General features: G+C 46.9%; 13 protein-coding genes and 2 pseudogenes. 10 read left to right on the top strand and 5 right to left on the bottom strand.

From position 1 onward, the window contains the following. The first annotated feature begins 38 nt into the window (after positions 1–38). Genes EQY_RS0104295 through EQY_RS0104280 form a run of 4 tightly spaced genes read left to right on the top strand, consistent with a single transcriptional unit; the run spans position 39 to position 4584 of the window. The gene (locus tag EQY_RS0104295; RefSeq protein ID WP_000614029.1) at positions 39–494 is read left to right on the top strand and encodes a DUF2824 family protein; all 456 of its coding nucleotides are present in this window, start codon (positions 39–41) and stop codon (positions 492–494) included. Between the two features lie 2 nt (positions 495–496). Beyond that, positions 497–1189 carry a P22-gp17 family phage DNA ejection protein gene (locus EQY_RS0104290; protein WP_000964879.1) on the top strand — a complete coding sequence of 231 codons (693 nt, stop codon included), beginning with the start codon at positions 497–499 and terminating at the stop codon, positions 1187–1189. Positions 1190–1198: 9 nt separating this feature from the next. Next, complete coding sequence (locus EQY_RS0104285) at positions 1199–2587, top strand: phage DNA ejection protein (RefSeq protein ID WP_000246953.1); 1389 nt, start codon at positions 1199–1201, stop codon at positions 2585–2587. Continuing rightward, a complete protein-coding gene (locus EQY_RS0104280; protein ID WP_001029831.1) occupies positions 2587–4584 on the top strand; it encodes a P22-gp16 family phage DNA ejection protein in 1998 nt (665 codons plus the stop codon). Before EQY_RS0104285 ends, EQY_RS0104280 begins: the two co-directional genes overlap by 1 nt. An 89-nt stretch (positions 4585–4673) precedes the next feature. Here the strand turns inward: EQY_RS0104280 and EQY_RS0104275 are convergent, their stop codons facing one another. Beyond that, positions 4674–4934 carry an Arc family DNA-binding protein gene (locus EQY_RS0104275; RefSeq protein WP_000287059.1) on the bottom strand — a complete coding sequence of 87 codons (261 nt, stop codon included), beginning with the start codon at positions 4932–4934 and terminating at the stop codon, positions 4674–4676. Between the two features lie 121 nt (positions 4935–5055). Between EQY_RS0104275 and EQY_RS0104270 the strand changes: the two genes are divergently transcribed. Continuing rightward, on the top strand, positions 5056–6768 hold the full coding sequence (locus tag EQY_RS0104270; RefSeq protein WP_001280397.1) for a phage head-binding domain-containing protein: 1713 nt from the start codon (positions 5056–5058) through the stop codon (positions 6766–6768). Positions 6769–6821: 53 nt separating this feature from the next. On the opposite strand, the gene EQY_RS0104260 is transcribed toward EQY_RS0104270, so the two are convergent. Then, the gene (locus EQY_RS0104260) at positions 6822–7994 is read right to left on the bottom strand and encodes an acyltransferase family protein (RefSeq protein WP_024212394.1); all 1173 of its coding nucleotides are present in this window, start codon (positions 7992–7994) and stop codon (positions 6822–6824) included. Positions 7995–8248: 254 nt separating this feature from the next. Between EQY_RS0104260 and EQY_RS27415 the strand changes: the two are divergent. The 5 genes and pseudogenes from EQY_RS27415 to EQY_RS0104240 form a co-directional block, all read left to right on the top strand. Next, positions 8249–8380 (top strand): annotated as a pseudogene (locus tag EQY_RS27415) (HumD family translesion DNA polymerase); the annotation flags it as partial. A 344-nt stretch (positions 8381–8724) separates the two neighbouring features. Then, the gene (dacD, locus tag EQY_RS0104255) at positions 8725–9891 is read left to right on the top strand and encodes a serine-type D-Ala-D-Ala carboxypeptidase DacD (protein ID WP_010347049.1); all 1167 of its coding nucleotides are present in this window, start codon (positions 8725–8727) and stop codon (positions 9889–9891) included. Positions 9892–10010: 119 nt separating this feature from the next. Next, positions 10011–10484 (top strand): DNA gyrase inhibitor SbmC, encoded by a 474-nt coding sequence (sbmC, locus tag EQY_RS0104250; RefSeq protein WP_001105402.1) that lies wholly within the window; start codon positions 10011–10013, stop codon positions 10482–10484. 207 nt (positions 10485–10691) lie between these two features. Then, positions 10692–11750: an FUSC family protein gene (locus EQY_RS0104245; RefSeq protein ID WP_001200875.1), complete on the top strand. Its 1059-nt coding sequence runs from the start codon at positions 10692–10694 to the stop codon at positions 11748–11750. Between the two features lie 171 nt (positions 11751–11921). Next, a complete protein-coding gene (locus EQY_RS0104240; RefSeq protein ID WP_000450409.1) occupies positions 11922–12251 on the top strand; it encodes a DUF496 family protein in 330 nt (109 codons plus the stop codon). Positions 12252–12352: 101 nt separating this feature from the next. Here EQY_RS0104240 and EQY_RS0104235 read toward each other — a convergent pair whose 3' ends face one another. The 3 genes and pseudogenes from EQY_RS0104235 to pduT form a co-directional block, all read right to left on the bottom strand. After that, positions 12353–12796, bottom strand: a complete 444-nt coding sequence (locus tag EQY_RS0104235; RefSeq protein ID WP_001189426.1) for a EutP/PduV family microcompartment system protein — start codon at positions 12794–12796, stop codon at positions 12353–12355. A 4-nt stretch (positions 12797–12800) separates the two neighbouring features. Continuing rightward, a pseudogene (gene pduU / locus EQY_RS0104230) lies at positions 12801–13152 on the bottom strand (propanediol utilization microcompartment protein PduU). After that, complete coding sequence (gene pduT, locus EQY_RS0104225) at positions 13152–13706, bottom strand: propanediol utilization microcompartment protein PduT (protein ID WP_000030732.1); 555 nt, start codon at positions 13704–13706, stop codon at positions 13152–13154. Before pduT ends, pduU begins: the two are co-directional and overlap by 1 nt. Position 13707 lies beyond the last annotated feature (1 nt).

Below are 13707 nucleotides of genomic sequence, written 5' to 3'. Positions count from 1 at the left end.
TTTACTGCCACAACCATCAAGATAATCGCGGAGCAGTAATGATTCAGTTCAAACCAACGCGAAACATCGACCTGATCGAAGCAGTCGGAAATCACCCTGACATTATTGCCGGGAGCAACAACGGTGATGGATACGACTATAAACATGATTGCCGTTACTTTGAGGTGAACGTGCACGGGCAGTTCGGCGGCATTGTTTACTATCAGGAGATTCAGCCGCTGACATTCGATTGCCACGCCATGTATCTGCCAGAGATTCGTGGCTTCAGCAAGGAAATCGGGCTGGAGTTCTGGCGATACATTCTGACTAACACCACCGTTCAGTGCATCACATCGTTCGCTGCACGCAAATTCCGCCACGGGCAGATGTACTGCGCAATGATTGGCCTTAAGCGTGTAGGAACCATCAAGAAATACTTCAAAGGCGTGGATGACGTGACGTTTTACAGCGCCACACGCGAAGAATTAATCGACTTCCTGAATCACGGGAGATAGCCATGTTATATGCATTTAAGCTGGGCAGAAAACTGCGCGGCGAGGAACCTTATTGCCCTGAAAAAGGCGGGAAAGGTGGCAGCTCTGATAAAAGCGCAAAGTATGCAGCAGAAGCTCAGAAGTATGCCGCAGACCTGCAAAATCAGCAGTGGCAGACGATCATGAAAAACCTTGCTCCGTTCACGCCGCTTGCGGAGCAGTATGTTAACCAGCTTCAGAATCTTTCCAGTTTAGAAGGTCAGGGGCAGGCACTTAATCAGTATTACAACTCTCAGCAGTATAAAGACCTTGCAGGTCAGGCGCGTTACCAGAGTCTTGCTGCTGCGGAGGCGACTGGTGGACTTGGTTCGACAGCTACAAGCAATCAACTGGCTACGATCGCGCCGACACTCGGTCAGTCTTGGTTATCAAATCAGATGAGCAATTACAACAATCTGGCAAACGTTGGGCTTGGTGCGCTGCAAGGTCAGGCAAACGCCGGGCAGACGTACGCCAACAACATGAGCGGCATTGCACAGCAAAGCGCAGCTCTTGCCGCTGCTAATGCCAATAAACCATCAAGTCTTCAGACTGCAATTAGCGGTGGCACGTCTGGTGCGATTGCCGGTGCAGGTCTTGCCAGTCTTTTGGGAACATCAACGCCTTGGGGCGCTGGCATTGGTGCTGGTATCGGATTGCTTGGCTCGTTGTTTTAAGGGGTAATCATGGCTACTTGGCAAGGAACAAACGGCGGATTGTTGACTGGTATCGGTGGCGTCAACTCAAACGCCCCTAGCGTAAATGACATCGGAAATACGCTTCAGCTTATCAGGCAGAACAATGATATTGAGCGTTCAGGCGCTAACAATGTTGGACTGACGGCCTTGCAAGGTCTTTCAGGTATTGCGGGTGTTTTTCAGCAGGAAAAGCAGGCTCAGCGGCAGAAAGAATTTCAGCAGGCATACGCTAATGCTTATGCGTCTGGTGATCGCGGCGCTTTGCGTCAGTTAGCTACTGAATATCCAGACCAGATTGAATCCGTTCGTAAAGGCATGGGATTCATTGATGAAGACCAGCGCAATTCCATCGGTACCTTAGCGGCTGGCGCTCGCCTTGCGGCATCGTCTCCAGAAGCGATGCAATCATGGCTGCAAAACAACGCCAATGAGCTGGCGCGCGTCGGTGTTGACCCTAATAACGTTGCTCAGATGTATCAGCAGAACCCTTCAGGATTTGGTGAGTTTGTTGATCACCTTGGAATGGCTGCTCTTGGTCCAATTGATTACTTCAATGTTCAGGACAAGATGGCTGGTCGTGAGATTGATCGCGGGAAACTTGCAGAGACAATCCGCAGCAATCAGGCTGGCGAGGCGCTAACAGCACGAGGCCAGAACATCACGATGCGCGGTCAGGACTTATCTGCTTCTACTGCGCGACGAGGTCAGGATTTGGCAATGCAGCGAGCGTCAACAAGAGGAATCGCTGGGAATGATGAGCGTACAGTTCAGTTATCAGATGGCAGAACTGTAACGGTAGGCGGGAAGCTTCATGGCGCTGGGGCTAATGCGTTCTACGAAGGCATCGACAACGATGGGAATATGGTTCGCGTCCCTGCCAGTTCAATCGCTGCGCCTGCAACATCGTCTGCATCAGCACAAAACTATGCCATGAAGAAGGATATCGACGCGATCGCAAATGCAGACGCTTCTGCTCTCGATTTCATGACAGGAATGACAGGTGGTGCAGGTAATCCAGCAATTGGTGCTGATGTTCGCAGCCGATTAACGGGAAAAGAGCAGCGCCAGTTATATAACTCAGCACAACGTATTCAGGGCAGAATGCAGAATCAGGGTGTGGCGGCAGCAAGGGACATGGGTGCCAGTGGTATTAACACCGTTGCAGAAGCGAAGATGTATTTTCAGGGGATGCCGCAGGTTGACTATTCAAGCCCGGAGGCTATGCAGCAGTCGATTCGTGAGATTCAGGAATACACCAACAATTACAACCAACAATATAACGTTAATGTTGGTAAATCTCAGCGGAAGCAATCTCAACCTGCACAGGTATCACAGCCAGCAGCCAGCAGTAACTTTTCTTCACTATGGGGTGATTAATGGCTAAAGCATGGAAAGATGTTATCGCCTCTCCACAGTATCAGGCGTTAGCGCCAGAACAAAAAGCGCAGGCTCAGGAGCAATACTTCAATGAAGTCGTGGCCCCGCAAGCCGGAGAAAATGCAGAGCAGGCTAAGCAAGCTTTCTATGCTGCCTATCCATTGCCATCTGTGCAGCCAGTGGAGACACAACAACCAGTAGCACAGCAACAACCACAGCAAAGTGGATTTATGTCTGATCTTGGCGAAGCAGTAAAAGAGACTGGTCGCGGACTGGTGCAGGCTGGCGTGAACGTGGCAAATATACCTGCATCAGTTGCCGATGCTGTAACGAGCGCGGCGGCTTGGGCTGGCGGTAAACTCGGCATTGGCGATGGGACATATCAACCAGCGCCACGAGTAACAACGCAGGGATTAGAGCAGGACTTTGGCCTTCAGCAAGGTGCGCTGACTCCACAAACGACAGAGGGAAGGGTATTTGCTGAAGCATTGCCTTACCTCACTCCTGCTGGCGTTGAGAGAGCGGCAGCACAGGCACCAACACTTGCTGGTCGAATTGCTCAGGGGGCAACTCGCCTTCTCGCTGAAAACGCAGTTGGATCACTTGCTGCAAATAGTGCGAAAGATGATGCGGAAGCACTCGCCACCGATTTAGGCGTTGGTGTGCTGGCTGGCGGTGCTATTAACGCTGCCGGACGTGGATTAGGTGCTGCTTATCGTGGCGTTCGTGGTGCTATCGCGCCAGAAGCACAGCAAGCTATCAGATTTGCAGAGCGTGAAGGCGTTCCTCTGCACACCACAGACCTGTTACAACCCACTTCCCGCGTCGGAAAAATGGCGCAGACTACAGCAGAAAATATCCCTCTGGCTGGCACAAGCGGAATGAGAGCAACGCAACAGGAAGCGAGAAGCCAGTTGGTGCAGAGATTTGCTGATAAATTCGGTGAGTATGATCCATCTGTTGTTATTGACAGCCTTAAAGCGAAAACATCAGGAATTCGTCGTGCCGCTGGTAATCGACTGGAGCAGGTTCAGAATGCTATGGCTGGAGTAAACATTCAGCCTGCGCGAGCAATTCAGCAGATTGATACAGAAATATCTAATCTGCAGAAGCTTGGTAAGGTAGCTGATAACGAGACAATTTCAAAACTTCAGTCATATCGTGATGAGCTTGTTCGCAATGCTGGCCCTGATGGTCCGGTTAATCTGGATTTGAAGCAATTAAGCGATCTGCGCAGCCAGTTCAGAATGGACGTGAAGGGGGAGCGGCCAGTGTTACCAAACCGTTCCGATGCTGCCATTCAGCGCGTTTACAAGGCAATGACCGACGATATCAATGGTGCCATTGGTCAGAATCTTGGCAACGATACTCTCCGTAAATATCAGCAGGCCAATGCCGTCTACGCTGACGAAGCGGCGAAACTAAAGAATACCAGGCTGAAGAATGTTCTCATGAAAGGCGACCTGACGCCGGAAGTTGTCAACAACATGCTATTCAGCAAGAACAAATCGGAAATTAAGACGCTGTATAACTCAGTTGGTCGTGTTGGCAGGGCGCAAATGCGCAATGGCATCATTGGAAAGGCGATGGAGAAATCTGGCGGATCCCCTGACCAGTTCCTTCGGCAGCTTAACATCCTGCAAAACCAGACTGGCATCACATTTAAGGGGCAGGACGCTGCTTATCTGAAAGGATTGAAAAATTACCTTCAGTCCACTCAGCAGGCAGCAAAAGCGGCAGTAACAACACCAACAGGGCAGCAAACCATCCCGTTCATTATCGGGTATGGGACGGCAATGAACCCGGCGACAACTGGCGCAGCAGTAAGCTACGGACTTCTTACTCGCGCCTATGAGAGCGAACCATTCAGAAATGCAATGCTCCGAATGGCAAACACCCCACGCGGATCAACAGCGTTTGAGAAAGCCATGCAGCAGGCGCAAAAGGCCATTAACGCCCTGACTCAGGGTGCCAAGTCTGATGCGTTGTCAGAATAGCTTCGCAAACACCAGGAACGTGCAAAAACCAAATATGTAGAACGCAATATTCAGCATATCTCTTTGCATAAATCCTCCGTAACTGATGGTTAGCTGCTGTCTTTTTTATATAGCTCTTTGAGCGTATCAAAGACAATTTTCTTAACCATATCGGATTGTTGTTCTGCCATACGCTCTGCATCGTCAATGTAAACTGATGCAGAGTTTTGTTTATCCAGTGATTCTTCAATCGCTGCAATTATCTCTGAGTTCAGAGACCTGTTATTCATCTTCGCACGCTGCTTAATTTTCGCGTGGAGTTCATGCGGAAGTCTCAAGTGAAACTGCGCCTCGTCGTATTTGCTGTACATCCTTGATGCCTCACCAATTGGGTGGAATGGCATCGTAACTTACTGGATAAATACTCAATAGTACCATTTCGGTATGCAATCACATCATGGTTGCATCATATCATTCGTCTGGAGCAATGAAATGTCAGATATCACCGCAAATATTGTGGTAAGCATGCCTTCGCAACTCTTCACTATGGCTCGTTCTTTTAAAGCCGTAGCCAATGGCAAAATTTATATCGGTAAAATTGACACTGACCCGGTAAATACTGAAAACCAGATACAGGTTTATGTAGAGAATGAAGACGGATCTCACGTCCCTGTTTCTCAGCCAATTGTTATCAATGCTGCCGGATATCCTGTGTACAACGGGCAGATTGCCAAATTTGTAACTGAGCAAGGCCATTCAATGGCTGTATATGATGCGTATGGTTCGCAACAGTTCTATTTTCCGAATTTGCTGAAGTATGACCCTGAACAGCTTCTGCAGTTACTTCAATCTGATGAAGGGGCTACTTACATTGGCACTAATAGCGGGAAAAATCTCCAAGAGGAGCTATTTGCAATAAAAAATGAAATATATCAAGACCCGCTTACATCGTGGCCTTTCGGTGGAACATTAAAAATAAAGCAAGGGGTGTACGATATCGCGTCACCACTCGTTCTCGATTACGGCAACTATGACGCTAAATTTATTGGTTCGACAGGAGTCCGTGCTCATTATTCCGGAGAAAATATGGCAGAAACGATATTTAACTGCCATGCCTCGGATTTCAACTTAAAGATGCTCGGTGATACAGTTGGTGGCACACAGCGAGTACATGCGTATGATTATCTCGGAAATATTACGCTTAAAGGCTCAGCAACGTCTTACGGTCTTCTCGTAACCAAGAAAGCATATGCCAAGTTAGAGAATATAGTATCTTACGGACATACCAACGGCGAAGGTTTACGAACAGACGCTGTATTGACTTCTGAATTGGATAATGTGTACCTGCAGGCAAATCGTATTGGGTGGCGAGTGCTTAATTCTGATGATTTTTCAGAACTTAATGCAATTACTGTCAACAGATTAACCGCAAGCCAGAATACACAATGGGGTATTCTTGGTGACAGATGGGGCGCAGGGACTACCATCAATAGCCTTACCTGTGAGGGTAACGGCACGCAAGGTAATACTGGCACTGGCGGTATGCAGATTGCCGTGAACGGTCTTAATGGGTCATGTGCTTTGGTACTTAATAACCCATATTTTGAGGCTAACGCTGGTGGTTCTGACCTTGCCATTGATAACACGGGAACGCGCCCTGTCACCATAATTATTAACGGCGGAAACTTCCATCGTGTCAGCAATACGGCGTACACCATAAACAACTTAAATATTACAAGCTCTGGCGGTGGGAAAGTAACTGTAATTCTCAATGGTACGACATTCCAGAGCGTAGGCTCTTACGTTCCAAGTAGCACAAGACCGTATTGGGTTACTGGAGCTAATTGTGAAGTAATCGACATTGGCTGCACATTCATGGAAGAAACGAGTAAAGCAACATCCGTTTCCTCTGGTAGCATCCCTCGCTCTGGAAGAATTAACGCCAATGGTAGTGTAGACATTGCGCCGGGTGTTTCATCCGTTAACGCGCATGCTACTGGTGTGTATGATGTAACGTTTTCTCATCCGCTCGCAGCAGCTACTAATGGTTATGTGGTTCAGATAACACCTATATCTGCGCCTGATTCAGTTAGTTGTGATGTTACTTATATTGGCGTAGATACATTTAGGGTGACCCTGCGCAATACGCTTAGCGGAGCAGGAATCTCCAGTTCGTTTGCATTTAGCATTACCAGACTACTATAAATACATTCGCCGCCCTATTGGGACATATATGTAGGGCGGCTTATGTTTATTGTTTATTGATTGTTGTTTGTTAATGTGGGTATTAATTCTTTTACTAAACTTGTGGTTTGTTTTGTTAATTTGATGAATGGCGTCTCTATTAATTTAAAAGTTAGGCATGATGTGAACGTAATAAGAAATGCAGTTGTGCTTACCAGTATGATAAATGCATTTTCAGTGTAATTATTAGGAATAATCCACGTCATTAGGCAATAAAGGAATATCCCATGCAGAAGGTAAACGCTGTAGGTAGTTTCTCCTAGCTTTCTGGTTATATTTAATCTTAATATTCCATACAAATCACAACCTGATGCGATAATGATAAATGTTATTCCACAAAGAATCAGTGGTAGCGGTGCGTAAGTTGTTTTGAAATACGTCATTTCAAAAATCATTATCGCAGTTATTATAATTGGTGTTACTTTTGCTTTGGCAATTCCATTGACTATCTTTGATTTATTTAGCAAAAATGCCAGGAGCCCAAAAAGAAATGATACTATGTGTATTTTACTGAAAAATAAAATGAAAACAAATAGCGATATTGCGCTAATCATAACCATGTAAATACTGACTTTTCTTTTTATGAGCGCGGAAATTACCGGAAGAGAAAAATAAAAGAACCATTCATATACAAGTGTCCATGTTACAGCGGCATTGATAGTAAATGAATCTTTTACGTCATTAATGTTCGGCATACCTAGCGCAGTGAATGGCAACCACTTCATTATTGACACAAAAAGCTCTTCTGTGGATACCTGCATTCTCCATCCAGACTTAAAACCTACAATGATAAAAATGAGACATAGGCTAACTATGAACATTGGGGTTAATCGTAGTAATCTTGATACATAAAGCCTTGTCCAGTCCTGATCTCCAGAGATAATCTTTGAAAAGAACAGATAACCAGTAATCATAAAAAAGAATGACACACCAACTTGGCCTAAATTTGCTAACAGATTTGATGAAGGTGCTTCCCATACTCCAGATGACAAGTATCCATTCCAAATTGCTGCGTGATGAATAAGCACGAAAATTGCTAAGAACCCCCGCATTCCATCTATTTGATTATTCCTGCCGTGCTCAACAAGATTTATTGGGGAAATTTTATCAAATAACCCCACAGCTAATAACGACATCAATATCACGGATGTTATTAATAATAAACTGTTAATTTCAATCATATGCATGCTCTATTACGCAATTAAAATTTCTCCAAGTATACTGACTTTTAGTTAATGATCATATAGTTATGTGTAACTGATGAAACAAAACGGAGACACACCAAGCTTTGCACTGGATTGCAAGGCTTTGCGCTTTCCGATAGTGGTTAAGGCGGATCACTCCGCCTTTTCATCAATCCAATCTGCCCACCACTGCATCATTTCTCTGCATTTATCGTAGTTGATGCATCACTATCACACTGTAATAGCTTATTACTGGTTTGCAGACAGGTAGTCATGAACAGATACCTGCGCATGAAGACGGAACTAGTCCAGATGTGATATTTGTGGTGATCACATACATCATCAACGATGCTCGTTATGGTGAGTTTGATGGCTACCCACTGAGGTGAAAATTGTGTTGTGTACCAAATTGCGTACCAAACTAAAATCACAAATCATGAAACCCTTGTTCATGGCGGTTCTCAGGGGTGTTGCGCGTAATCGTGAAACAAAAAGGTAGATTGTTGCTTACCGTCATTCATCATTAGGTTAAATCCGTTATTTCTGCTGTATGTCAGAGTATCAAATATCACCGTGCTAATCAGCTTTAGAGCGACAATTTGACAGGGAGTAGCAACTGATAATGTCAGATTAAAAATGAGATAAATGTCACATTTTCTTGCACTTTATTCCAGCCAGTTCATCAGGATTTCCGTAAAAAGAACTGCTATTTGAAACTCCTGAGGATTTGCTGTTGAAACGCCGTCTTATTATTGCTGCTTCTTTGTTCGTTTTTAATTTATCGTCTGGTTTTGCGGCGGAAAATATTCCCTTTTCACCCCAGCCTCCACAAATTCATGCGGGATCATGGGTCTTGATGGATTACACAACCGGTCAGATCCTCACGGCGGGTAATGAGCATCAACAACGCAATCCTGCCAGCCTGACTAAGCTGATGACTGGCTATGTCGTTGATCGTGCAATCGATAGCCATCGTATTACGCCAGACGATATTGTTACGGTGGGGCGCGATGCATGGGCGAAAGATAATCCGGTATTCGTCGGTTCTTCACTGATGTTTTTGAAAGAGGGCGATCGCGTATCGGTACGTGATTTAAGCCGTGGTTTAATTGTGGACTCTGGCAATGACGCTTGTGTTGCACTGGCTGATTATATTGCCGGTGGGCAACGGCAGTTTGTCGACATGATGAACAATTATGCTGAGAAGTTACATCTTCAGGATACGCATTTTGAAACAGTGCATGGTCTGGATGCACCCGGTCAGCACAGTTCGGCCTATGATTTAGCCGTCCTTTCTCGCGCTATCATCCACGGCGAGCCTGAGTTTTATCATATGTACAGCGAAAAAAGCCTCACCTGGAACGGTATCACCCAGCAAAACCGTAACGGATTATTGTGGGATAAGACCATGAATGTTGACGGCCTGAAAACCGGGCATACTTCTGGTGCCGGGTTTAATCTCATTGCGTCGGCGGTGGATGGTCAGCGTCGTCTCATTGCGGTGGTGATGGGGGCTGACAGCGCAAAAGGTCGCGAAGAAGAAGCCAGGAAACTGTTGCGTTGGGGGCAACAGAACTTTACTACGGTGCAAATTTTACACCGGGGGAAAAAGGTTGGCACAGAACGAATCTGGTATGGCGATAAAGAAAACATCGCTCTGGGAACGGAACAAGAGTTCTGGATGGTGCTGCCAAAAGCGGAGATTCCTAATATCAAAGCAAAATACACCCTTGATGGTAAAGAACTGACCGCGCCAATTAGCGCCCATAAGCGGGTAGGGGAAATTGAACTTTATGACCGCGATAAACCGGTGGCGCACTGGCCGCTGGTCACCCTGGAATCTGTCGGAAAAGGCGGTATGTTTTCCCGGCTGAGTGATTATTTCGAGCATAAAGCCTGACCTTTCTTACGCCGCAGACTGGCAGGAGTGCGAGTCTGCTCGCATAATCAACACTCATTCCTTGTGGTTTTTATATTACAAATCATGCTGTATATAAAACCAGTGTAAGTGGAGGCGTCATGAACTACGAGATTAAACAGGAAGATAAACGTACCGTTGCAGGTTTCCATCTCGTTGGCCCGTGGGAACAAACGGTAAAGCAAGGTTTTGAGCAGTTGATGATGTGGGTTGATAACAAAAATATTGTTCCGAAGGAGTGGGTGGCGGTCTATTACGATAATCCAGATGAAACACCTGCCGAAAAGTTACGTTGTGACACCGTAGTTTCGGTGGCAGATAGTTTCACACTTCCCGAAAACAGTGAGGGCGTCATCCTGACAGAAATTTCGGGTGGTCAGTATGCGGTGGCGGTAGCCCGCGTAGAGGGGGATGATTTTGCGAAACCCTGGTATCAGTTCTTTAACAGCCTCTTGCAGGACAGTGCTTACGAAATGTTACCAAAACCCTGTTTTGAGGTTTATCTGAACAATGGCGCGCAAGATGGTTATTGGGATATCGAAATGTATGTCGCGGTGCAGCCAAAACGGCGCTGATAAATGACGTCGGGTCAGAGGTTAACCTGATTGCCACGCTGTTTTTCGTTATGTAAAAGAGTAAGATCCGTCTTCAGTTTTCTGACAACCAAACCGGGAACGTCCGCTATTCCCGGTTTGCCGGACAGATTTGTTACATAGCGTTATTGCACCTGGTTTGTCAGATTGCATTATGATCGTTTTTTCCCTCTTTCACGGAGTGCCCGCGTGCGTGCCGATAAGTCCTTAAGCCCGTTCGAAATTCGAGTCTACCGTCATTACCGCATTGTTCATGGTACTCGTGTTGCGCTGGCGTTCTTGCTCACCTTTCTCATCATTCGCCTGTTTACTATCCCGGAAAGCACCTGGCCGTTGGTCACTATGGTGGTGATCATGGGGCCAATTTCGTTCTGGGGTAACGTTGTCCCTCGTGCGTTTGAACGTATTGGCGGTACGGTGTTTGGCTCGATTTTAGGTCTTATTGCTCTGCGACTGGAGTTAATCTCTTTACCGCTGATGTTAGTCTGGTGCGCGGCTGCCATGTTTCTTTGTGGCTGGCTGGCACTCGGCAAGAAACCGTATCAAGGTTTATTGATTGGTGTGACGCTGGCAATTGTTGTTGGTTCCCCAACAGGTGAAATTGATACGGCATTATGGCGAAGTGGCGATGTGATCCTCGGCTCTTTACTGGCAATGTTGTTTACCGGTATCTGGCCGCAACGTGCGTTCATCCACTGGCGCATTCAACTGGCGAAAAGTCTGACCGAGTATAATCGGGTCTATCAATCTGCATTCTCACCGAACTTACTTGAACGCCCACGACTGGAAAGCCATCTGCAAAAACTCCTGACCGATGCCGTGAAAATGCGAGGGCTGATTGCACCAGCCAGCAAAGAAACCCGCATTCCAAAATCGATATATGAAGGTATCCAGACTATTAATCGTAATCTGGTTTGTATGCTGGAGCTGCAAATCAATGCCTACTGGGCCACGCGTCCCAGTCATTTCGTGTTATTGAACGCGCAAAAACTGCGTGATACACAGCACATGATGCAGCAAATAGTGCTGAGCCTTGTTCATGCGCTGTATGAAGGTAATCCGCAGCCGGTTTTTGCCAATACGGAAAAATTGAACGATGCTGTGGAAGAGTTGCGTCAGTTGCTCGATAGCCACCATGACCTGAAGGTCGTAGAAACGCCGATTTATGGTTATGTGTGGCTGAACATGGAAACGGCACATCAGCTTGAGTTGCTATCGAATCTGATTTGCCGGGCCTTGCGCAAATAATTCCTGAACTTCAGAATCATCTTGCAGCTGCTTCGATTCAGCAAGGATAAAGGGTATGATAATGAAAAGGGATAAAAGCATTGTCATCTGCGGCAGCTATGAGTAATGTTGGCCCTAACGAATAGCGGTTGCTTAAACGAATCCGACTCTCACATTATCAGGGGTATAAAAATGGAAACTACCAAGCCTTCATTCCAGGACGTACTGGAATTTGTTCGTCTGTTCCGCCGTAAGAACAAACTGCAACGTGAAATCCAGGACGTTGAGAAAAAGATCCGTGACAACCAGAAGCGTGTCCTGCTGCTGGACAACCTGAGCGATTACATTAAGCCTGGGATGAGCGTAGAAGCAATCCAGGGCATCATTGCCAGCATGAAAGGTGACTATGAAGATCGCGTTGATGATTACATCATCAAAAACGCCGAGCTCTCCAAAGAACGCCGCGATATCTCCAAAAAGCTGAAAGCTATGGGCGAAATGAAAAACGGCGAAGCGAAGTAATTTCTGCTTTATTCGATGAGGGTTGCCCGGCAACCCTCATTATTCATTGACTCTTTTCTGTGTATCACAAGTCATCATTCCCATCTGATAACCTATCAAAATTAGCGACAGCCTTCTTCTGTATGCAGCAAGGCAAAAAGCTCTGCAACTCCGATGTTATTAACCGCACAGGTCACTAACACGTTGCGCGCTCCAGCTTCCCGTAACCAGCATTTCACCAAAGATATTTGTTCCATGCTGGCTAAATCTGCTTTGGTTACTACTCCAATGACCGGGCGATTCATTGACGAGGTAAAGCCTGGCGAAAAAGGTGACCACGGTGCGTCCGCATTAAGCACAAGCGCGATAATGTCCGCTTCGCAGGCACTGACCAGCAGTGCGCTGTAAAGACTACGGTTTTCGAGGTATTCGCCTGGTGTGTCAATGGTGGCTGGTGACCAGACAATGGCCTGCGTTTTCTGATACTGAAGATCTTCTCCGCGCAGACATTGCGTGAGTGATGTTTTTCCGCACTGACTGGGGCCGATGAGCATCATACGTTGCATAACGTCAGGTCCGTGTAATGGGGCAGGCGGTAAAGTGCATCATTTCACCCAGCGTGCGGGTAACCTGATTAAGTGCATATTCGATAGCTGAAACATCGCCAGTCAGTACTACGGCACCAGTAAAACGATCAAGAAAACCAATTTCTACAGCTCCCGACTTTGTGGCGATATCGCACGCGATAATAGACGCTTCGCTGGGGGGTAATCGTCAGAATGCCAATGGCGGAAACGGTATCTGGTAAACCTAATTTCTTAAACAGCTCCTTCCCTGGGTTAGCAATGACATGCGCCAGCGTAACCTGTTTACCGGGGACATATTCCTGAATCATCCGTTCAGTAGCGTGCTGAGTTGTCATTACCCCTCCACCATCTGACGCCACAAGGCTTCATGCGGACGGGCAATTACCGAGCGATAGACCAGCAATCCTTTTTCCCCCGCGCGCTCGCTGGCGACAGAGACCGCATTATTAACATCTGAAATATCGCCAGCAACCACCATGTAGCATTTACCGCCAATACCGAAGGCCATATGCACTCGAACGAGAGTGACATTCGCAGCTTTAACTGCGCAATCGGCTGCGTCAATGCAGGCTGCCACACTCCAGGTTTCGACCACACCGATAGCCTGACGCTGTTCAACATGGTTCAGTCCGCTGATTGCGGGCAGAATGCTGGGATGAATATTAGGGAGGATCAGGCTGTCGACCAGCATTTCACCTGCAAGGGATGCGCCGCTGCTGATGGCCTGTTGCACCGCACCGACATCGCCACCGAGCATCAGCAGAAATTTCCCGGGACATAGCGTTTTGCTGACCAGTAACTCAACATTGGCGCTTTTCAGCATGGCATCGCCGGTTTCCATCCCTTTTGCGATACTGCTAAGTTCTAAAATACCTACCGCTTTCGACATG

Source organism: Escherichia sp. TW14182 (assembly GCF_000208525.1).
Classification (GTDB): domain Bacteria; phylum Pseudomonadota; class Gammaproteobacteria; order Enterobacterales; family Enterobacteriaceae; genus Escherichia; species Escherichia ruysiae.
Note: the sequence above shows the minus strand (reverse complement) of the source record. Positions and strands in the feature narration are given on the sequence as shown.